The organism is Rhodobacteraceae bacterium M385, from assembly GCA_025141835.1.
Lineage (GTDB): Bacteria > Pseudomonadota > Alphaproteobacteria > Rhodobacterales > Rhodobacteraceae > Gymnodinialimonas.
Map to the genome: position 1 here is coordinate 2,704,330 of CP081102.1, position 19,331 is coordinate 2,723,660.

At 60.0% G+C, this 19,331-nt stretch carries 22 protein-coding genes; 15 read left to right on the forward strand and 7 right to left on the reverse strand.

All coding sequences use genetic code 11. The features are described from left to right. Positions 1-81 precede the first annotated feature (81 nt). Together K3728_13195 and K3728_13200 are read left to right on the forward strand one after the other, a co-directional pair. Positions 82-642 carry a carboxymuconolactone decarboxylase family protein gene (locus tag K3728_13195; protein UWQ94650.1) on the forward strand — a complete coding sequence of 187 codons (561 nt, stop codon included), beginning with the start codon at positions 82-84 and terminating at the stop codon, positions 640-642. Beyond that, positions 639-1,589 carry an SLAC1 anion channel family protein gene (locus K3728_13200; GenBank protein UWQ94651.1) on the forward strand — a complete coding sequence of 317 codons (951 nt, stop codon included), beginning with the start codon at positions 639-641 and terminating at the stop codon, positions 1,587-1,589. Before K3728_13195 ends, K3728_13200 begins: the two co-directional genes overlap by 4 nt. On the opposite strand, the gene K3728_13205 is transcribed toward K3728_13200, so the two are convergent. From K3728_13205 to K3728_13215, 3 genes are all read right to left on the reverse strand, one after another. Further along, complete coding sequence (locus tag K3728_13205) at positions 1,586-2,266, reverse strand: SOS response-associated peptidase (protein ID UWQ94652.1); 681 nt, start codon at positions 2,264-2,266, stop codon at positions 1,586-1,588. The two genes, K3728_13200 and K3728_13205, sit on opposite strands and share 4 nt — an antisense overlap. A gap of 21 nt (positions 2,267-2,287) precedes the next feature. Further along, complete coding sequence (locus K3728_13210; protein UWQ94653.1) at positions 2,288-2,455, reverse strand: hypothetical protein; 168 nt, start codon at positions 2,453-2,455, stop codon at positions 2,288-2,290. 181 nt (positions 2,456-2,636) lie between these two features. Further along, on the reverse strand, positions 2,637-4,235 hold the full coding sequence (locus K3728_13215; GenBank protein ID UWQ94654.1) for a 5'-nucleotidase C-terminal domain-containing protein: 1,599 nt from the start codon (positions 4,233-4,235) through the stop codon (positions 2,637-2,639). 124 nt (positions 4,236-4,359) lie between these two features. Here K3728_13215 and K3728_13220 point away from each other — a divergent pair, with 124 nt between their 5' ends. Genes K3728_13220 through arsC form a run of 3 tightly spaced genes read left to right on the forward strand, consistent with a single transcriptional unit; the run spans position 4,360 to position 6,095 of the window. After that, positions 4,360-4,695 carry a DUF952 domain-containing protein gene (locus K3728_13220; GenBank protein UWQ94655.1) on the forward strand — a complete coding sequence of 112 codons (336 nt, stop codon included), beginning with the start codon at positions 4,360-4,362 and terminating at the stop codon, positions 4,693-4,695. Then, on the forward strand, positions 4,696-5,751 hold the full coding sequence (locus K3728_13225; GenBank protein UWQ94656.1) for a quinone-dependent dihydroorotate dehydrogenase: 1,056 nt from the start codon (positions 4,696-4,698) through the stop codon (positions 5,749-5,751). After that, positions 5,742-6,095, forward strand: a complete 354-nt coding sequence (gene arsC / locus K3728_13230; protein ID UWQ94657.1) for an arsenate reductase (glutaredoxin) — start codon at positions 5,742-5,744, stop codon at positions 6,093-6,095. The genes K3728_13225 and arsC overlap by 10 nt, the downstream gene beginning before the upstream one ends. Before the next feature lie 73 nt (positions 6,096-6,168). Here arsC and K3728_13235 read toward each other — a convergent pair whose 3' ends face one another. Genes K3728_13235 through K3728_13245 form a run of 3 tightly spaced genes read right to left on the reverse strand, consistent with a single transcriptional unit; the run spans position 6,169 to position 8,482 of the window. After that, entirely contained in the window at positions 6,169-7,512 is a 1,344-nt protein-coding gene (locus K3728_13235; protein UWQ94658.1) for an MATE family efflux transporter, read from the reverse strand. Positions 7,513-7,518: 6 nt separating this feature from the next. Continuing rightward, the gene (locus tag K3728_13240; protein UWQ94659.1) at positions 7,519-8,040 is read right to left on the reverse strand and encodes a PaaI family thioesterase; all 522 of its coding nucleotides are present in this window, start codon (positions 8,038-8,040) and stop codon (positions 7,519-7,521) included. A 4-nt stretch (positions 8,041-8,044) separates the two neighbouring features. Beyond that, a complete protein-coding gene (locus K3728_13245; protein UWQ94660.1) occupies positions 8,045-8,482 on the reverse strand; it encodes a PaaI family thioesterase in 438 nt (145 codons plus the stop codon). Positions 8,483-8,608: 126 nt separating this feature from the next. On the opposite strand from K3728_13245, the gene K3728_13250 reads away from it, so the two are divergent. The 10 genes from K3728_13250 (at position 8,609) to K3728_13295 (ending at position 18,352) form a co-directional block, all read left to right on the forward strand. Continuing rightward, complete coding sequence (locus K3728_13250) at positions 8,609-8,974, forward strand: MerR family DNA-binding transcriptional regulator (GenBank protein ID UWQ94661.1); 366 nt, start codon at positions 8,609-8,611, stop codon at positions 8,972-8,974. A 380-nt stretch (positions 8,975-9,354) separates the two neighbouring features. Further along, a complete protein-coding gene (locus tag K3728_13255; protein ID UWQ94662.1) occupies positions 9,355-9,744 on the forward strand; it encodes a MerR family DNA-binding transcriptional regulator in 390 nt (129 codons plus the stop codon). A 24-nt stretch (positions 9,745-9,768) separates the two neighbouring features. After that, positions 9,769-11,544, forward strand: coding sequence for an acyl-CoA dehydrogenase C-terminal domain-containing protein (locus tag K3728_13260; GenBank protein ID UWQ94663.1), 1,776 nt, complete (start codon positions 9,769-9,771; stop codon positions 11,542-11,544). Positions 11,545-11,602: 58 nt separating this feature from the next. Then, positions 11,603-11,815 carry a hypothetical protein gene (locus K3728_13265; protein UWQ94664.1) on the forward strand — a complete coding sequence of 71 codons (213 nt, stop codon included), beginning with the start codon at positions 11,603-11,605 and terminating at the stop codon, positions 11,813-11,815. Positions 11,816-12,170: 355 nt separating this feature from the next. Next, on the forward strand, positions 12,171-12,791 hold the full coding sequence (locus tag K3728_13270) for a glutathione S-transferase N-terminal domain-containing protein (protein UWQ94665.1): 621 nt from the start codon (positions 12,171-12,173) through the stop codon (positions 12,789-12,791). A gap of 304 nt (positions 12,792-13,095) precedes the next feature. Then, entirely contained in the window at positions 13,096-13,452 is a 357-nt protein-coding gene (locus tag K3728_13275; protein ID UWQ94666.1) for a hypothetical protein, read from the forward strand. A gap of 11 nt (positions 13,453-13,463) precedes the next feature. After that, positions 13,464-14,675: an acetyl-CoA C-acetyltransferase gene (locus tag K3728_13280; GenBank protein UWQ94667.1), complete on the forward strand. Its 1,212-nt coding sequence runs from the start codon at positions 13,464-13,466 to the stop codon at positions 14,673-14,675. 5 nt (positions 14,676-14,680) lie between these two features. Next, entirely contained in the window at positions 14,681-15,625 is a 945-nt protein-coding gene (locus K3728_13285) for a hypothetical protein (GenBank protein UWQ94668.1), read from the forward strand. Beyond that, positions 15,622-17,823 (forward strand): enoyl-CoA hydratase/isomerase family protein, encoded by a 2,202-nt coding sequence (locus K3728_13290; protein UWQ94669.1) that lies wholly within the window; start codon positions 15,622-15,624, stop codon positions 17,821-17,823. The genes K3728_13285 and K3728_13290 overlap by 4 nt, the downstream gene beginning before the upstream one ends. A 289-nt stretch (positions 17,824-18,112) precedes the next feature. Continuing rightward, the gene (locus K3728_13295; protein UWQ94670.1) at positions 18,113-18,352 is read left to right on the forward strand and encodes a DUF2798 domain-containing protein; all 240 of its coding nucleotides are present in this window, start codon (positions 18,113-18,115) and stop codon (positions 18,350-18,352) included. A gap of 109 nt (positions 18,353-18,461) precedes the next feature. Here the strand turns inward: K3728_13295 and K3728_13300 are convergent, their stop codons facing one another. Beyond that, positions 18,462-19,028, reverse strand: a complete 567-nt coding sequence (locus K3728_13300; GenBank protein ID UWQ94671.1) for a porin family protein — start codon at positions 19,026-19,028, stop codon at positions 18,462-18,464. Positions 19,029-19,331 lie beyond the last annotated feature (303 nt).

Sequence of the window (19,331 nt, forward strand, 5' to 3'; positions counted from 1 at the left end):
GCTATGCCAAGTCGCAGTTTCGCCGCCCCGATCCGCTTACACAAACTGCTCAACCGGGCACGCACGCGCAGGACAGCTGACATGACATACCCCAATCTGGCCCCTATTCCCGCCAACGCTTGGCCCGATGTTTTGGCCGATCTCGACGATGCCTTTGCCGGAAAACTTAATGTTTACCGCACCATGGCCCATCATCCGGCTCTGGTGCTGGCTTGGGCCAACCTGCGGCAACATGTGGTGTTGGACACCAGCCTTGGCCGGGTCCGGTCCGAGGTGGTGATCCTGCGGGCCGCCGTCGCGTTGAACTCCGATTACGAATGGGCCCACCATGTGGGCCGGGCGCGCGCCTTGGGGTTCTCGGACGCCAGAATCGCGAGTCTGCGCGGCCCCCTAGAGGCGATGGACGACGAAGACGCCACCATTGCACGCGCCGTGGATGAGGTATTGGCCAACGCCCGTTTGACCCCGCAAACCTTGGCAGAGCTGACTTCTTTGGTCACCTCGCAAGGCGTGCTGGATCTGTTCGCCACGGTCGGTTTCTATTCCACATTGGGCTTCATCGTGAACACGTTCTCGGTGCCAATCGACGATGATATTGCCGCCAATCTCGCCGCCACGCCCTTTGCGGACGCCGCCCCATGACCGACGCGCCCCACAGCAAACTCGCCTATGCGCCCATTGCGCTTTTCACCACCGCGATGGGGGTCTTTGGCCTCTCACTTGCGACCCGCGCGGCTGGGTTTGACGCGATCTCTGCTGCGGTTGGAAGCCTAGGCTCCGTGCTGTTTATCGGCCTGCTTGCCTTGTTTGTCGTGAAGTTCGTCCGCCATCCAGAGGCGATGAAGGCCGAATGGCATCACCCGGTGAAGCTGGCGTTTTTTCCGGCGGCGAGCATCTCGGCGCTCTTGATGGCGACGTTCCTGCACCCGCTTCTGCCCGACGCGGCCCGTGTCATCTGGCTGCTGGGGGCCGCGGCCCAGGGCGTGCTGACGTTGGTGGTGATTTCCGCATGGATCAGCCACCGCGCTTTTGGGCCGGGTCAGCTTTCGCCCGCGTGGTTCATCCCTGCGGTGGGCAACGTGATGGCGCCTTTTGGCGGCATCCCCTTGGGCTATATTGAGCTGAGCTGGTACTTCTTCGCCGTCGGTCTTCTGTTTTGGCTCGTGCTTCTCACGCTTGTCTTCAACCGATTGATTTTCCACGATCCCATGCCCGAAAAGCTGCGCCCAACGATCGTGATCCTGGTCGCGCCGCCTGCTTTGGCATTTCTGACCTGGGTGGCGTTTCACGATGGCACCCTCGACGCGGGGGGGCGGATGTTGATCAACCTTGGCTACTTCTTCACAGCCCTTGTCGCGCTACAATTGCCGGCCCTTTTGCGCCTGCCCTTTGCCCTGTCGTTCTGGGCTCTGTCGTTTCCCTTGGCCGCGATCACAACGGCCAGTTTCCGCTTTGCGGAGTTGACGGGGTCTACGCTGCATCTGGTGTTGGGCTATGGGCTGTTGGTCGCGCTGGCCTTGGCGCTCGCCGTGCTGACGATCCACACCGTCCGGGCCATCATCTCTGGGGCGCTTTTCCAGCCGGACTAGGCCGCAAGGGGAGTGATGAGCCCCGCCCCCTGGGCACGGTTCGAGTTCACTTCCCGGTCCACGCGCCAGCGCTGAAACACGCCCTCAGGTGCGGATCGCATCAGCGGGGCGGCTTTGGCGTCGGCCTCCCCCAACCATATCGCCCAATCCTCGGGCGCAAGCACGACAGGTTCGCGGTGGTGGGTCTGCGCCATCCAATCAGACGCGCCGGTGGTAACAATGGCGCAGGTGGTCAACGGTTCTTCCCCTTTTTCCCAGACCTGCCAAATCCCGGCGAACACCATCGGTGCACCGTCAGGGCGCGAGAAATACCACGGCAGTCGCGCGTCATCCTCGCCCTTGGTCCATTCATAAAACCCCGTTGCCGGGATCAAGCATCGCCGCGTGCGCACTGCCGCGCGAAACGCCGGTTTCTCGGCAATGGTTTCTGCACGGGCATTAATAAGTAGGGGGCCGTCATTGGGTTTTTTGTACCAATGGGGCACAAATCCCCATCGCATGGGGCGAAACGCCCTGTCGGCGCCTTCTGCGCCCCCCGCCCCCGCCGTGACAACGGCCACCTCGTTTGTGGGGCAGACGTTGTAATTCGGCACATGGGGGAGGTCATTCGCTGGCGCCGCCTCAAACAGCTGCGCCATAGCGTCGTTAGGATGGGTCATCGTCATACGGCCACACATGACCCCAATAGACCCGGTATTTTAGCGGCCGTAAACCGAACGCAGAGCAATCTTGTGGGCGTCTTCAGGGCACAGACCCAGATCTTCGACGGCCAGCTCTACGGGCAGAGCCGAGATTTCGGCGACGGTACGGTTGTATGCGGCACGTTTTTGGGCGGCCACGCGGAGGTCTTTGAACAAGTTAGCCATGGTGCAATTCCTATCGTTGTCAGTTGGCTTGTGGTTTCTTGCACCCAATATGATAGCGCTAACGAAACGTACCAGTATGCGTTTTGGAAGACCCGGATTGCGCGGATTGCATGGCAATGAAAAATCGGCGCAGGTTGCCCCGCGCCGATCAAATTTGACTAAAATTCAGCCTGGTAGAGGTTTACTCTACGGCAGCGATGCGTCCGTCGGTGTAAGGTGTGTAGCCTTCCGCCGCCATGATGTAATCCGCCACGACCTGCTCTAGGCCGGGGCCGAAATCATAGGCGTTGTCGGCTGTGGTGAAGCTGGCATAACCATCCCCGCCACCGCGCATGTAGTTGTTGGACACAACACCGTAGACAGCTTCAGGGTCCAGCGGCTCTCCGCCGATCTCAACGGAAACGATGCGCGAACCGGGCTCTGCCGCGGGATCATAGGTGTAGGACATGCCCGACACCTGTGGGAAGCGGCCTGCGCCTTCTTCCACGGCGCTCACACCGTTTTCCAAGGCTTCAATGATGCCCGCACCGGTCAGCTGGAACGTGGCCAGCGTGTTCTGGAATGGCAGCACGGTGAAGACCTCACCCATGGTGATTTCGCCCGCGTCGATGGTGGCTCGCAGACCGCCACCGTTCTGGATCGCCACGTCGATACCCTGCTCGCGCACGCGCTCTAACATGGCGTCCGCCACAAGGTTGCCCATCGGGCATTCCATCGCCCGGCAGGTATCGCGTGACCCGTCGATGATGTCCGAGGTTTCGCCGATCACAACCGACATCGCCTCTTCAATCGGGCCACCCAATTCGGCCACGCGGGCCGCGATTTCTGGGTCAGGCGTCACGGAAGCATCCAGCACCATCGTGTCGCCCGAGGCGTAGACAACGTTGCCGTCGTCATCAAATGTCACCTCTAGGTGGCCAAGGTACTTGGAATACGCATAGGCCTGCACGATTGGCACGAAATCGCCATCGGGGTTGGTTGCCATCGTCGGATATGCGCCCGCACGATCCGGGTCCGAGGACGACAGATAGGTGTGCGAATGGCCGCCCACGATCACGTCGATACCCGTCACAGCTTCTGCAATGCGGATGTCGGCAGGCAGGCCCACGTGGGTCAGGGCGATGATGATGTTCACGCCTTGCTCGGTCAGGGCATCAACATCTGCCTGAAGCGCATCAATTTCATCTTGGAAAATGACGTTGGGACCGGGCGACGACGTTTCCGCCGTATCCACTGCCAGCGCCGAGATCACGCCGACTTGCACACCGTTCACGTCCAGAACCACGTGATCGGGGATCATCGTGCCGTCCAGAATATTGGACTGGGACAGATCAAGGTTACCCGAAATAATCGGGAAACTGGTCATTTCAGCGAAGCGGGCAAGGTTTTCCGGGCCATCGTCGAACTCGTGGTTGCCTACGGCCATGACGTCAAAGCCAATCGCCTCCATGAACTCGGCCTCAACCTCGCCCTTGTAGGTGGTGTACATCAGCGAGCCTTGGAACTGGTCGCCTGCGTCCAAGACAAGCACGTTTTCGCCAGCCGCTTCCAGCTCACCGCGCAGGGTGTTGATCGCGGTGGCGACGCGCGCCACACCGCCAAAGCATTCGCCCGCGGCGTCATCTTCGGCGCCACAGGTCGAATCAAAGCGGTTGATCGGCTGAATACGGCTGTGCAGGTCGTTGATGTGCAACAGGTGCAGCGTTGTGTCCGCCGCAACAGGTGCTGCAACAGCAAGGCCCGCCAGCATGGCGGTCGAGCCGAGAATACGAGAAAGCATGGAATTCTCCCCAAGTTATTGTTGAACTGGCCGCAGCTTGGCCGCGTGTCACGTCCAAGTAAAGACGCTAGATGACGAGACCGTGACACTTGACGTAGCGACGCCTGCGGGGGAAACGACGCCCATGATGATTTTCAAGATATTGCGGGCGGACGAATGGGCCGCCCTTCAGTCTCAGGGCGAAACCTCGGGCGCGCCGATTGACGTGGCCGATGGCTACATCCACTTCTCCACCGCCGAGCAGGCCGCAGAGACGGCGGCGAAATACTTCGCCGATGTAGACGGCTTGGTGCTTGCCGCTCTCGATGCCGACACCCTTGGCGATGGCCTCAAGTGGGAACCCTCCCGCGGCGGGGCGCTGTTCCCCCACCTCTATGGCCCTTTGCGTTTGGCCGACGTGGTTTGGCACAAGCCCCTGCCGTTTGAGAACGGCACCCATATCTTCCCCGAGGGGCTTTAGATGCTAGAGAAACTGGGCCTCCCCCTCCTGCGTTGCATCGATCCTGAACGGGCTCACGGCCTTGCTCTGTTGGCCCTAAAGGCAGGCCTCGGCCCTGTCGCGGGGCCGTTCACCTCGCCTCGGCTACAAACGGAAATCGCCGGACTTGCGATGCCCAACCCCGTCGGCCTTGCCGCAGGCTTCGACAAAAACGCCACCGTCGCAGGGCCCCTGCAACGGGCAGGCTTCGGCTTCATCGAACTGGGTGCCGCCACCCCGCGTGCCCAACCCGGCAACCCGCGCCCGCGTCTCTTCCGCCTTGCCGAGGACCGCGCCGCGATCAACCGCTTCGGCTTTAACAACGACGGCGCCGAGGCCATTGCCTCGCGCCTGAATGGCCTCCCCCACGAGATCCCCATCGGCCTGAACCTTGGCGCTAACAAAGACAGCTCTGACCGGGTCGCCGATTTTGCTCAGGTCTTCCGCACCTGTGCGCCTCACATTGATTTCGCCACGATCAATGTCTCTTCCCCCAACACCGAGAAATTGCGTGACCTGCAAGGAAAAGCAGCCCTTCGCGCAATTATTGAGCAGGTCGCAGCGGTTCGCCTGCACGCGGCTGAACCCGTCGCCCTCTTCCTCAAGATCGCTCCCGATCTGTCCGAGGCCGAACTGGCAGACATCGCCGAGGTCGCCCTAGAAGGTGGCCACCTCCAAGGCATCATCGCCACCAACACGACCCTGGATCGCACTGGCCTGCAAAGCCGCCACGCGGGCGAACAAGGCGGCCTCTCCGGGCAGCCCTTGTTTGAAAAATCCACCCGCACCCTCGCCCGCCTTTCGCAACTGACCGAAGGCAAATTGCCCCTCATCGGGGTCGGCGGCGTGGCCAATGCGGAACAGGCCTACGCCAAAATTCGCGCGGGAGCCTCAGCCGTGCAACTCTACACGGGCCTCGTCTATGGCGGCCTCTCCATGGTGACGAAAATCGCCCAGGGGCTCGATGCGCGCCTGCAACGGGACGGGTTTGATAACGTTGCCCAAGCCGTCGGCACAGGAGTATCCGAATGGACGTAACGCCCCCCTTCACCCTCTGGCACAACCCACGCTGCTCCAAATCCCGTGCCGCGCTGGCCCACCTGCAAGCGGCGGGCATTGAACCGACCCTGCGCCTCTACCTGAAAGAGCCCCCTTCCGAGGCCGAGATCACAGACCTGCTCAGCAAACTCTCCCTCTCCCCGCGCGACATGATGCGCCGGGGCGAAAGCATCTACAAAGACCAAAACCTCAAGGCCGCCGACGATGCCACACTCATCAAAGCCATGGTGCAACACCCGATCCTGATCGAACGCCCGATCCTCTCCACGCCCACGTCGGCCAAAATCGGCCGCCCGACCGAGGCACTGGACACCCTCCTCTAATCCGCCGCGGCGCCAACGCGCCAACGCTCGCAATCGCCCGTCCGGCTCCCTGCTTCATCTTGGCAAATACAACTCAAGAACCGTCCTCCGCGGCGCGCTCCAACGCCGGATATCTCGCCCCCAAACTCCCCCCCCTCGCCGCGAACGATACCAATAAGGCCGCCCATACGCCGTGATTTCCCAGCCACGGGATCAGAACCGCCGCCGCCGCCACATAGATGACCGCGCTCACAATCATCATGTTGCGCATATCGCGCCCCTGTGCTGCGCCGATGAAGATCCCGTCCAGCATCCATGCCGCGCAGCCGATCACCGGGGCAAACACCATCCATGGCAGATACGCCCTCGCCGCCGCCTGCACCTCTGGGTCCTTGGCCAGCAGATCAATCAACCACGGCCCGCCCAACCAAAACGCCGCGCCAAGGGCCACGCATGTGGCCAATCCCCAAACCGACGTCATCGCAGCCGAGCGGCGCAGCCGCCCCCTGTCTCCACGCCCGAAGGCCCTTGCGATCAAGGTTTCTGCGGCAAAGGCGAAGCCGTCCATGGCGTGCGCCGTCAAATAGAGGAACTGGATCAACACCTCATTGGCCGCCAGTGTGACCTCTCCAAACTGTGCGCCCAGAAACGTGAACGAGGTAAACATCGCCACCAACAGCGCCGAGCGGATCAGGATATCCACGTTCAACAACGCCATCTTGATCAAGCGCACCCGGTCAAACACCCGCGGCCAGTCGCGCCAAGCGGGCCGTGCAAATGCGTTGCGACAAAACCAAAGCCCAACGCCGGCGCCGATGATCTCGGCAATCGCCGTAGACAGGGCCACGCCCTCGACGCCCCACCCGAACCCCAAGACAAACAGGAAATTCAGCGCGATATTGATGCTGTTCATAATCAATTGCACCGCAAAGACCGCGCCGGTGCGCTCTTGCGCCACCAACCAACCCGTTAACGCATAGACCGAAATCGCAAAGGGCGCGGTCCAGATACGGATGAACAGATACTGACGGGCCAGCGCCTCGACCTCTGGCGTGGTGGGCTCCCACGAAAACGCGGCGAAAACGATTATCGGATAAGCCGCGATCAGCAACAGCCCCCCGACCCCGGCGATAATCAACGCACGGGTCAAGATCGCCGAGACCTCGGCCAAATCTCCCGCCCCTTCGGCCTGCCCCACCAAGCCGACGGTGCCCATGCGCAGAAAGCCGAAGATCCAGAACACGCTGGTCAGGATGATCGCGCCAATGCCCACAGCCCCAATCGGGGCCGCGTCGCCCATCTGCCCCACGACGCCGACGTCCACGATCCCCAATAGCGGCACCGTTGCGTTGGACACGACGATTGGCAGGGCGATCTTCAAGATCCGCTTATGGGTCAGAGGTTGCGGCGGGGTGCTGGCGGCGGCTGGCGTGGTCATGAAACCCTAACTTGTCCCGCTATCTTTGCTGGCGGGCATCAGGAAATGCCCCGTCGCCTGGGCAAACAGCTTCTGGCGGTTATCCTGCCATGCCTCCACATGAACGCTGGCATAACGCCGCCCGGACCGGTTCACCCTTGCCCGCGCATAGGCGTCGCGTGGCAGGCCCGAGCGCAGGTAATCCACGGTAAAATCGATCGTCTTGGGCATTCTGGGCAGGGTCTCAGGCGTCAGGCTATCGGCATCCAATCGCCCTGTCTCGATCTCGTCCCATAGCAGATGAAACCCCAATTCCATGATCGCCGTGACCTCCAGGAACGAGGCCGTGGCCCCGCCGTGGATCGCAGGCAACATCGGGTTTCCAATCAACTTGTCTTGGTAATTCAGAACAGCCGTCAATTCATCTCCGCGGCGATCAAAACTGATCCCCATGGTCGAGATATAAGGCACCCCCGCCACCAACGCCGCGAGGGCGCGGTCGCGGCGTTCTTTGACGACGTGAACGGGTTCCGGGCGGGATCGAGCCATATCCTTACCCCCCCGCCATGGTGAATGCGCCGGTGGCCGAGGCCACGGGGCGGCTTTCGTCACCGTCAAAGGCTTCTGCCCGGATGAAAGCCACAGACCGCGTGACATTATAGCAATGGGCGCGGGCGGTTATGCGGTCTCCGGGGGTGGCGGGGCGCATATAGTCGATGCGCAAATCCAAGGTCGCCGTCGCAGCTTTGGTCTGCGGGTGGCACATCACGGCGGCACCGCCACAGGTATCCATCAAGGCCGACACAGCTCCGCCATGGATCACGCCAGTCGCCGGATCGCCAACGATTTCTGGCGAATAGGGCATTGAAATCACCGCTTTGCCGTCGGCCATTTCTTCCATCTTCATCTGCAACGCCTTGGCAAAAGGCATTGTCTCAATGAAGTGCCGCACCAGATCAGCCCTGTTGCCTGCTGTTAACTCGTTCGCCATGGGCCCCTCTTGCGGTTTTTGTCCTTTAGGTGTCGCGCCCTGCCCGAAGGGACGCAAGGGGTTTTACTTAACAAGCCGCGCAACTCGCGGCATAATGGCGGCGGAAACAGGAAGGAACGGATGGCCATGGCCGAGGATCGGCTCAATTTTAAAGAAATGTGCGCAAGGTTCGAGGTCACCCCGCGGACGTTGCGTCACTATGAATATATCGAGCTCCTCTCGCCCGAGCGTGAAGGACGCGCCCGGTTTTATGGCCCCCGTGAAGTTGCCCGGATGACCCTGATCCTGCGCGGGCGCCGGTTTGGGTTCTCCTTGGAAGAAATTCGCCAATGGCTGGAAATCTACGACCGCGGTGAGGGCTGGGAAGGCCAGCGCGATGTCTGGATTGCCAAGGCTGACCGTCAGTTGGAAGAGCTGAACGCCCGCCGGACCGAGTTGGATGAAATCATCGCCGAACTGAAGTCCCTGCGCGACGCCTCCGTCGCGATCTAGGCGACGTTAGCACCCCCGCCTTAATAGACCCGACAGTTGGCGCAACGCGCCTGAGCCTACCGCATTCAGCATACGCGCTACCCGGTCAGCGCATAGCAAAGCTGTTTGCCATTGCCCTCGGGTCATTAACCATTAGGTCTCGTTCTCGGCTGTCCGCACCGCATTGAAACGTCGCTTTCAACCAAGAACGACAGCCCGAAACATGCTTTTGAGCTTTCCGAAAATTGCTCGTGACGCGGGGTCCACTTAGTTAACCTTTCGTCACCCCAGGAGTGACGCAACGTCCAAGTTACGTAAACGTCATCCAACCTTGTAGACTACTCCCATGACTCGCACATGGGCTTCAGAATGTAATGTTTGATCTTAGTGAGACCCACACAATGACGACCGAAACCATGACCATCCGCGAGATGTGCGATGCCTATGATGTCACGCCACGCACCTTGCGTTTCTACGAGTCCAAAGAATTGCTCTACCCCATTCGGGAAGGTCAGCGCCGCCTCTTTACGCGCCGCGATCGGGCCCGCCTGAAACTGATCCTGCGCGGCAAGCGCTTTGGGTTTTCGTTGGAAGAGATCCGGCAGCTGCTGGACCTTTATACCGTAGACGACAGCCAACAAACCCAGCTTGTCAGCACGCTATCTATTGCCCGTGCGCGCCTGAGCGACATGGAAAAACAACGCGCCGAACTCGATGAAGCCATCGACGAGCTGCGCAACCAGATGACGTTGGTGACGGAAATGCTAACCAGCAAAGTATCCGCCGCCTGACGCTATACACCAAGGGAGACACTAATGCCGCGCTACACCGCCCCGACCAAAGACACACAGTTCATTTTGCACGATGTGCTGAACATCTCGGCTCTCCAGACCCCCGGCTATGGCGATCTGGAGCGGGAATTTACCGGAGCGATTTTAGAGGAAGCCGGTAAGATCTCGTCCGAGGTTCTGACCCCGTTGAACGTGGTCGGTGACACCGAAGGCTGTGTGATGGAGAACGGCGTCGTGCGCACGCCCACGGGCTTCAAAGCGGCATTCGATCAGATGGCCGAAGGTGGCTGGCCCGGCATCGACATGCCCGAAGAATTCGGCGGCATGGGGCTTCCTTACGTGATGAACACGGCAGTGGGTGAGATGTTCTCCTCCGCCAACATGGCGTTCACCATGTACCAAGGCCTGACCCACGGCGCGGCCTCCGCGATCCTGGCCCACGGCACCGAAGAGCAAAAGGCGACGTATTTGCCCAAAATGGTGTCCTGCGAATGGACCGGCACCATGAACCTGACCGAGCCCCATTGCGGCACCGATCTAGGCTTGATGCGCACCAAGGCAGAACCTCAGGACGACGGCAGCTACAAGATTTCCGGCCAGAAGATTTTCATTTCGGCGGGCGAACACGACATGTCCGACAACATCATTCACTTGGTGTTGGGCAAGATCGTGGGCGGCCCAGAGGGCATCAAAGGCGTTTCGCTCTTTATCGTGCCGAAGTTCCACGTGAACGAGGATGGCACGCCGGGCGCCCGCAACGGCGTGAGCTGTGGCAAAATCGAAGAGAAAATGGGCATCCACGGCAACTCGACCTGTGTGATGAACTATGACGAGGCCACGGGATATCTGCTCGGCGAAGAGCACAAGGGCATGCGCGCCATGTTCACCATGATGAACGAGGCCCGTTTGGGCGTTGGCATGCAGGGCGTCTCCCAAGCCGAGGCTGCCTACCAAAACGCGCTCGACTACGCCAAAGACCGCCTGCAAGGGCGCGATGTGACCGGTGCCAAAAACCCCGACGGTCCCGCCGATCCGCTGATCGTTCACCCCGACATTCGCCGCAACCTGATGGAACAGAAAAGCTTCGCCGAAGCAGGCCGCGCGTTCCTTCTGTGGGGCTCGACCCTGATCGACGCCGCCCACCGCTCCGAGGACGCGGATGCAGACGGCCTGATTTCTCTGCTGACGCCGGTAATCAAAGGCTTCCTGACGGACAAAGGCTTCGACATGACCGTGCAGGCCCAGCAGGTCTACGGGGGGCACGGGTATATTGAAGAATGGGGCATGTCCCAGTTCGCCCGCGATGCCCGGATTGCGATGATCTATGAGGGTGCCAACGGCGTCCAAGCGCTGGATCTTGTAGGGCGTAAGCTGGCCCAGGACGGCGGCAAACACGTGATGGCGTTCTTTGACCTGGTCAAAGGCTTCTGCAAAGACAATGCCGAGGTCGAGGGGATGGCAGAGTTCATCACACCGCTGAAAGCCGCGTCCAAAGACCTGCAAGCCGCGGGCATGTACTTCATGCAAGAGGGCATGAAAAACCCCAATAACGCGCTCTCGGGCTCCACCGACTTCCTGCACCTGTTTGGCCACACCTGCTTGGGCCTGATGTGGGGCATGATGGCGAAAGCCTCGCTCAAGGCGCTGTCCGATGGTACCTCTGACCCGGTTTTCCACGAAACGAAACTGGCCACCGGGCGCTTCTACATGACCCGTACGCTGCCGATGACAGCAACCCATCTGACCCGCATTCAGGCGGGTGGCGATGCGGTGATGGCGCTGGACGCGGCCAACTTCTAAGCGGCATAGTCGAGGCGCGTCCGTCCTAAGGGCGCGCCTCGGATCAGAAAGGGACACCATGCCGAAACGCCTACGTCTGACACGCCGCACCAATATCGCGATGACCGAAGACGGCTACCGCAAACTGCGCGGCCTCTCGAAGGAGGCGGGCTTGGATGAAGGAGAGTTCCTTTCCTTTTTGTTCGAAAACTGGGGCAGCGTCCTCAACGAAGAAAAATTCATCGCCCGGATCAGGATTTTCAATTCTGAACTGGAAGACAGAAAACGCTAACGAAGGCGCCCTTGGCGCGGGGAGGAATCGATATTTATGAAAAGATGAAGCAGGGCCGAAGTACGCCGTGTCGAACCGAGTGTTCCCCAAAGTGCTGCAGCACTCGACTCACGCAATCTGCGGGGGGCGCTTCACTGAACGACACGACGCCTTCACCTTTTACGGTCATCGGCTTCGCAGCCTGTTCCGCAGGCCCACCTTGGCGCTTTAACCTTAACGAAGCGTTACGGGCCCCTTCATCTTTTCAAAAATATCGCACGGGGGCGTGATCTTTCCCTTGGGAAAGGTCACATTTGGGGGTGTGAAACCCCCAAAGCTGTTTGAAACAACTCGCGACGCTTGGGAGGCGCACGCAATGACCAATGTTCTTTACTGCTTCGGAGAAAGCGGCAACGCTTACAAGGCGGCGCTGGCTTTGGAGCTGGCCGGCATCCCTTGGCAGCCGCGCCACGTTGACTTCTTCAAAGGCGAGGCCCGCAGCCCAGAGTTTCGCGCCATCAACCCCATGGGCGAAGTCCCCGTCCTCGATACCGGGGACGAGATCATGACCCAATCGGGCGTGATCCAGCATTGGGTCATGGAGACAACCGGCAAGCTTACAGGCGATACGCCGCGCGACGTCCTGCGCTGGACTATCTTTGACAATCAGAAGGTCTCGGGCATCGCCGGGCCTCTGCGGTTCTTGATGAACTTCCTTCCCGAGGAAAAGCGCAACGCCGATGTCATCGGTTTCCATGTCGGCCGTTTGAAGGCCTCGATACAGGTTCTTGAGGGCGAATTGTCCCAGCGTGACTGGCTGGCGGGCGATGCGATCAGCTGCGCCGATATCAGCTGCGCCGGATACCTTTTTTACGACGAGCCTTTCTCGTTCACCCGCGCTGACTACCCCGCCATTGACGCATGGCTCACGCGGATCAGCGAAACGCCGGGCTGGAAGCACCCCTATGACCTGATGGAGCCTGCGTTCTCCGCATGATCCAAATCGCCCCCCCATTCCCCCTAGTATCCCTGCGCGAGACTTGGCAGTTGCCCCGTCAACAAAAACGGGACCCACGGCCATGGTCAGTAAACTCGTCCTGGGGGCAATCTGGGGATATCAGCGATACATCTCTCCGCATAAAGGGTTTCGCGGAGCCCATGCTGTGCGGCTCGATTGCGGGCTGCCGTCATGCGATGGCGGATGTGGCGGGTGTGATTGCAGCCCCTCTTGCGGCTAAGGCGGCGAGCGGACGACCAACTTCACACGAAGCAACCACCGTAGCCCTCAGCGGGGTCTTGCAATGACAGTCGCTCTGCTCATCATCGGCTTTTGCGCGGGCGCGTTGACCAGCCGTACGGTGCAATTGGCCGCGCGGGGCGGCTTGGCTGCTCAGATGGCAGAACGAGCGTTCCTGATTGTCTTGCTCGGCGGGCTGGCTACGCCCGCGCTGATAGCCGTTCTTGTGGGCGGTTTCTTCGCGCTCACTTGGTATGTTTGGCTGGCGATCGTCGTCGGCGGGCTCCTTGCCATTAGCCAAATCGTGACCGCCCAGACCTTTCCACTGTTTTACCGCATATCCCCGTTTCTGAACGGGATCACCATCGCCGCCGCTGTCGCCTTTTGGGGCGACTATGCCGGCCTTATCGACTTGAATTGAAGGATCATCCCATGACCGACGCCTATATCTACGATGCCATCCGAACCCCACGCGGCAAGGGTCGCCGTGACGGCGCCCTGCACGAGGTCACCTCAGCGCGGCTTTCAGCGTTCACGCTGAACACCCTGAAAGAGCGCAATGGGCTCGAAGGCCACGCGGTCGAAGACGTGATTTGGGGCAACGTCACCCAAGTGATGGAGCAAGGCGGCTGCCTTGCGCGCGCCGCCGTTCTGGCCTCGGACCTGGATGAAAGCATCCCCGGCCTCGCGATTAACCGTTTCTGTGCCTCAGGCCTTGAGGCCGTGAACCTTGCCGCCAACCAGATCAAAGGCGGCGCGGGCGATGGTTATATCGCCGGTGGGGTCGAGATGATGGGTCGTGTTGCCATGGGCAGCGACGGCGCGGCGATGGCCGTGGACCCGCAACTGGCGATGGACAGTTACTTCGTGCCTCAAGGCATTTCGGCGGACATCATCGCCACCGAATATGGCTTCACCCGTGATGAGGTGGACGCCTACTCTGTGGAATCCCAAAACCGCGCGGCGGCGGCTTGGGCGGCGGAACGCTTTGCCCGCTCGGTCATCACCGTGAAGGATCAAAACGGTCTGACGATCCTTGATAAAGACGAATACATGCGCCCTCAGACGGATATGCAGTCGCTCGGCGCGCTCAAGCCCGCGTTCAAGGATATGGGCGAAACAATGCCCGGTTTCGATGCAGTGGCCCTGATGAAATACCCGCATCTGGAAGCGATTAACCACATCCACCATGCCGGAAATTCCTCGGGCATCGTGGACGGTTCCGCGGCCATTTTGGTCGGCAACAAAGAGTTTGGCGAGAAGTGGGGCCTGAAGCCCCGCGCCCGCATTCGGGCCAATGCCAAGATCGGCACCGATCCTACCATCAACCTGACTGGCCCTGTTCCCGTGACCGAAAAGATCCTACGCGAAAACGGCATGAGCATTGGTGACATTGACCTTTTCGAGGTCAACGAAGCCTTCGCCGCCGTCGTCCTGCGCTTCTTGCAGGCTTTCGATGTGGACCACGCCAAGGTTAACGTAAACGGAGGAGCCATCGCGATGGGCCACCCCTTGGGCGCGACCGGGGCGATGATCCTTGGCACGCTGCTTGATGAGATGGAGCGTGCTGACAAGGAAACCGGCTTGGCCACCCTCTGCGTTGCGGCGGGCATGGGCTCGGCCACCATTCTGGAACGGGTGTAATCTCAATGTCTGCTCCGGCCCTTGATATCCTGCAACAAGTGCTCGACCTCCAGTCAGATGGCGTGATGCGTGATACGGACGGTATCCTGGACCGGACCATGATCCTGCCCTATCGGCGGACCTTTCAGAACCGAGAGGTTTTGATCGAAACCCGAGAGGACATGATCAAGGATTACAGCAGCTTCATAAGTTCCATGCGCAACCTTGGGGTGAACCACTTCATTCGCCTCGCCACCAGCGCGGAATTCCTCGGGTCTGATCATATCTCGGGGATTTACGTCAGCCACATGCTGCAAAACGCGACCCCTATGGTGGAAAGCTTCAAAAGCCGCGCTGTCATGCGCAAATCGGATGATGGCAATTGGCGCTTTGTCGAGGTTCACCACAACGTCAACGTGTCCAGCTTCCCGGTCGATATGATCCGTAAGCCGTTTCAGAAGGTGGAGGTCGCCGATGCCCCGGCCGATGATCCGCGCCGCTCTGGCATGGACGCGCTCGATATCTACAACCGCTACTTGGAGATGACGGCAGAGACCGTCATCGCCGATGACTTCGATGGATATTGTGACCTGATGGCCTTCCCCTACACAGCCCATGGTAGCGACACAGACATAACGGTCGATGGGCCCGACGGCTTGCGCACGTTCTACAACGTGCTGCGAAGCTGCCACAACGGATCCGTGGGGGATATGATCATCCGCACAGCTGACAGGGCGGAATTTGTCGGCTCGGACATGATTTGTGGCTACCATTCAGGCACAGTCTACCTGAAGGGCAAGAAGACCGTGGATACCGTCTATTCGCGGATCATCCTGATCCGGCAAGGCACCACTTGGCGCCTGAAGTCAGTGTCCAACACCCTTGAAAACATCAATGTCGCCTTCCCCATGTACGAGCCGGGGGGCGAGCTCAAAACACATCTCGAAATTCTCAAAAGGATGAAGAAATGACCGATTTCACGATGCAGGTCGATGATGATGGCGTTGCCGTTATTACCTGGGACGTGCCCGGCAAATCGATGAACGTGCTCTCTCGGGAAGCGTTCTCGGTATGCGAGGGGCTCTTGGATGACGCCCTTGGCGATGACAATGTCAAAGGCATCATTATTACCTCGGGCAAATCCTCTTTCGCGGGCGGTATGGACCTTAATGTCCTTGCCTCGATCCGGGCCGAAAGCGGCGATAACGCGGCCGAGGGTCTGTTCAACTTCACCATGAACGGCCACCGCATCCTGCGCAAAATCGAACGCGCGGGCATGGAGCCGAAGACAAACAAGGGCGGCAAACCCATCGCTTGCGCCATTCCCGGCACCTGCGCGGGCATCGGCACCGAGATCGCCTTGGCCTGCCACCGCCGCTTCATGGCCGACAATCCCAAGGCCAAGATCGGCCTGCCGGAAATCCTTGTGGGCCTGTTCCCCGGCGCGGGCGGCACCACGCGCTATTCGCGCATGGTCGGCGCAATGGCGGCGGCGCCTGTCCTTCTGGAAGGCCGGATGCTGGACCCCAAGAAAGCCAAGGGCGCTAGCCTTGTGGATGAGGTCGTGCCATCGGAAGAGCTTTTGCAGGCCGCCAAGGATTGGGTTCTGTCCGCCTCCCCCGCTGACATCGTAAAGCCTTGGGACGCAAAGGGCTACAAAATGCCCGGCGGCGCGCCTTACCATCCTGCGGGCTTCATGACGTTTGTGGGCGCGTCAGCGATGATCCACGGCAAGACCAAGGGCGTCTATCCGGCGGCCAAGGCGCTGTTGTCAGCCATCTATGAGGGCGCATTGGTGGATTTCGACACGGCCCTGAAGATCGAGGCGCGCTACTTCACCCAAATCCTGATGCATCCCTCGTCGTCGGCGATGATCCGGTCGCTGTTCCTCAACAAGGAAGCGTTGGAGAAAGGCGCAAACCGCCCCGACGTGCCCGATCAAACGGTGCAGAAAGTCGGCATCCTTGGCGCGGGCATGATGGGCGCGGGCATCGCCTATGTCTCTGCTTTGGCAGGGATCGAGGTTGTGCTGATCGACGCCGCCCAAGACAGCGCGGATCGGGGTAAGGCCCATGCGGACGGCATCCTTGATAAAGGCATGGCCCGCAAGAAAGTGACGCCTGAGAAGAAAGAGCAGGTTCTCTCTCGCATCACCGCCACCACCGATTACGACGCCCTCAAGGGCTGTGATCTGATCGTTGAGGCCGTGTTCGAAGACCCCAAAGTGAAAGCCGAAGTGACCGCCAAGGCCGAGGCTGTGATGAACGCCGATGGCATCTTTGCCACCAACACCTCTACCCTGCCGATCACGATGCTGGCGAAGGCCTCTGGCCGGGCCGAGCAGTTCATCGGCATCCACTTCTTCTCGCCCGTCGATAAGATGGCATTGGTGGAGATCATCAAGGGCAAGCAAACCGGTGATGTGGCCGTGGCCAAAGCGCTTGATTTCGTGCGTCAGATCCGCAAAACACCCATCGTGGTCAATGATGAACGCTTCTTCTACGCCAACCGCTGCATCCTTCCTTACGTCAACGAAGGCGTGCGGATGTTGCAAGAAGGGGTGGAGCCTGCCCTGATCGAGAATGCCGCCAAACTGGTCGGCATGCCACTGGGGCCGTTGCAACTGACCGACGAGACTTCGATTGATCTGGGTGCCAAGATTGCGCGGGCCACGAAGGCGGGCGACCCCGACTATGACGACACCACGGACGAGCTGATCTTCTGGATGGAAGAAGAAGGCCGCTTGGGTCGCAAGGCCAACGCGGGCTTCTATGCCTATGACGAAAAAGGCAAACGCATCGGTCTTTGGGACGGTCTGCGGGAACGCTACGACGTGAAGGACGAACAGCCCGAGCTGACCGATGTGCAGCACCGCCTGCTGTTCGCCCAGGTGCTGGAAGCCGTGCGGGCGCTGGAAGCGGGCGTTCTGATGGATATCCGCGAAGGCGACGTGGGTGCCATTCTTGGCTGGGGCTTCGCGCCTTGGTCCGGTGGCCCGTTCTCTTGGCTCGATATCCTGGGCACGCCCTATGCGGCGGAACGCTGCGACCAGTTGGAGGCCGAGTTTGGCCCCCGTTTCGCCTGCCCGCCTTTGCTGCGTGAAATGGCCGACAAGAACCAAAGCTTCTACGGCCGCTTTGGCGAAGGCGTCGATAGCAAAGCTGCTTGAAACAAAAGGGGCGCCTCCTAACCGGGGCGCCCCTTTCCAATTGCATCGTGTCCTGTGTGGGGACCACGAAAACACTCAGCGTAACTTCGTCGTTTTCTTTCCCTCGCGCAGGACCTACATAACAACAGTCGAAAAGATTTCAGGTGGGTTTGGTTATTCCCGCCCCCGCATGTGCGGGATTTACGCGCGTCCGTAGGACGTGATCCCGCGACACCGTCCTTGCAACAGGATGGTGTCCGATCGCGCGGGAAGCGCTTCAAGACGCCATTCGTCATTGAAAGCACTATTGATGCAAAAGAAGACTATGATTTTAACTCAAGCCATCATGACACTTATGATGGCCACCGCCATGTCGGGCATAATGTCCCTGATCGCCCTGGGACCGACCGCCATTTGGCTTTCGGCATGGCCAAGAACAATTCTGATCGCGTGGCCAATTGCGTTTGTTTTGGGAGCCGTTGCCTTCCCACTGTCGGCGCGGATCGCAAGTTTCTTGGTGAAGCCCCGATCAAATGCGTCTCGCGGGTAGATCCTGTAAGCTGCGATCGTTCGTACCGACGCTATTCTGTCGCAACAGAATTTTTTGCAAGGGCGCCTCCTGACCGGGGCGCCCCTTCTTCATTCCTGTAACCCGCCGTTTAGAAGCGGTACGCGGCGCCGATCCCGATAGACGTGGCCGACACATCCGAGCCGGAGAAATCGTTCAGGATCGTGCGGGTCACATCAGCGCCCACCATGATCTCTTCCGTCAGCATGTAATCGGCTCCGAAGCCGAAATACGACCCAAACTCGGAACGCCGCTGGTTCGAGGTATTGGTCATGATCGCAAAGGTCTGGCCGACCCCGCCCGTGACCAGAACCGGCCCCAGATCATAGCCAAGCTCAATCCCGGCCCGGAGCAGCGTGTCAAATGTCGGGTCTGGCACGGCCGAGGGCGACAATTGCGTGACGCCTACGTTGCCGAACTGCGCCCCAAAGGTAGCCCCCATAACGACATCGCCCAGATCAAAGCGATAGCCGCCGGCGGCCCCAAACATCAGGCCACTGCCGCTGTTGGTCTCGGTGCCGCTCGTCGTCTCGATCGAGACATTGGCATGTTCCAACTGGGCCCCGGCGTAAAAGCCGGTCCAGTCTGTGGTTTGTGCGCTTACGGGGGCAGAGACTCCCACCAAAGCCACGCACGCGATTGCGCGGAGATACTGCATACTTGCCTCATGTGATTTGTTGTTTTTTGATTGTGGATAAGTTTGCACGAAAGCGCCGTGCAACACAATTCCCTGTGACGGCCTCTGACCAACTTTCCCTTCTGCTGCGGCGTTTTCGGCATCGTCCTGCCGATTTTTCACATTTGTGCGACGGAAACTCTGTGCTGCGTCGTGAAGTCTATGTCCCCGGCGACAGGGAATGCCTTCCTGTCGCCACTCCGCCTGCCCCGCTCTTTCGCATACTCCTCTGGGGCAGGCGGACTTTTTTCTTCCCTTTGAACCGTTGATACGGCAAGAATTTCG

Coding starts and splice junctions, on each gene's coding strand:
- K3728_13200 (UWQ94651.1), top strand. CDS start 639: ATGACCGACGCGCCCCACAGCAAACTCGCCTATGCGCCCATTGCGCTT.
- K3728_13270 (UWQ94665.1), top strand. CDS start 12,171: ATGACCAATGTTCTTTACTGCTTCGGAGAAAGCGGCAACGCTTACAAG.
- arsC (UWQ94657.1), top strand. CDS start 5,742: ATGGACGTAACGCCCCCCTTCACCCTCTGGCACAACCCACGCTGCTCC.
- K3728_13210 (UWQ94653.1), bottom strand. CDS start 2,455: ATGGCTAACTTGTTCAAAGACCTCCGCGTGGCCGCCCAAAAACGTGCC.
- K3728_13255 (UWQ94662.1), top strand. CDS start 9,355: ATGACGACCGAAACCATGACCATCCGCGAGATGTGCGATGCCTATGAT.
- K3728_13250 (UWQ94661.1), top strand. CDS start 8,609: ATGGCCGAGGATCGGCTCAATTTTAAAGAAATGTGCGCAAGGTTCGAG.
- K3728_13275 (UWQ94666.1), top strand. CDS start 13,096: ATGACAGTCGCTCTGCTCATCATCGGCTTTTGCGCGGGCGCGTTGACC.
- K3728_13295 (UWQ94670.1), top strand. CDS start 18,113: ATGCAAAAGAAGACTATGATTTTAACTCAAGCCATCATGACACTTATG.
- K3728_13215 (UWQ94654.1), bottom strand. CDS start 4,235: ATGCTTTCTCGTATTCTCGGCTCGACCGCCATGCTGGCGGGCCTTGCT.
- K3728_13220 (UWQ94655.1), top strand. CDS start 4,360: ATGATGATTTTCAAGATATTGCGGGCGGACGAATGGGCCGCCCTTCAG.
- K3728_13245 (UWQ94660.1), bottom strand. CDS start 8,482: ATGGCGAACGAGTTAACAGCAGGCAACAGGGCTGATCTGGTGCGGCAC.
- K3728_13285 (UWQ94668.1), top strand. CDS start 14,681: ATGTCTGCTCCGGCCCTTGATATCCTGCAACAAGTGCTCGACCTCCAG.
- K3728_13235 (UWQ94658.1), bottom strand. CDS start 7,512: ATGACCACGCCAGCCGCCGCCAGCACCCCGCCGCAACCTCTGACCCAT.
- K3728_13260 (UWQ94663.1), top strand. CDS start 9,769: ATGCCGCGCTACACCGCCCCGACCAAAGACACACAGTTCATTTTGCAC.
- K3728_13290 (UWQ94669.1), top strand. CDS start 15,622: ATGACCGATTTCACGATGCAGGTCGATGATGATGGCGTTGCCGTTATT.
- K3728_13225 (UWQ94656.1), top strand. CDS start 4,696: ATGCTAGAGAAACTGGGCCTCCCCCTCCTGCGTTGCATCGATCCTGAA.
- K3728_13205 (UWQ94652.1), bottom strand. CDS start 2,266: ATGTGTGGCCGTATGACGATGACCCATCCTAACGACGCTATGGCGCAG.
- K3728_13265 (UWQ94664.1), top strand. CDS start 11,603: ATGCCGAAACGCCTACGTCTGACACGCCGCACCAATATCGCGATGACC.
- K3728_13240 (UWQ94659.1), bottom strand. CDS start 8,040: ATGGCTCGATCCCGCCCGGAACCCGTTCACGTCGTCAAAGAACGCCGC.
- K3728_13280 (UWQ94667.1), top strand. CDS start 13,464: ATGACCGACGCCTATATCTACGATGCCATCCGAACCCCACGCGGCAAG.
- K3728_13195 (UWQ94650.1), top strand. CDS start 82: ATGACATACCCCAATCTGGCCCCTATTCCCGCCAACGCTTGGCCCGAT.
- K3728_13300 (UWQ94671.1), bottom strand. CDS start 19,028: ATGCAGTATCTCCGCGCAATCGCGTGCGTGGCTTTGGTGGGAGTCTCT.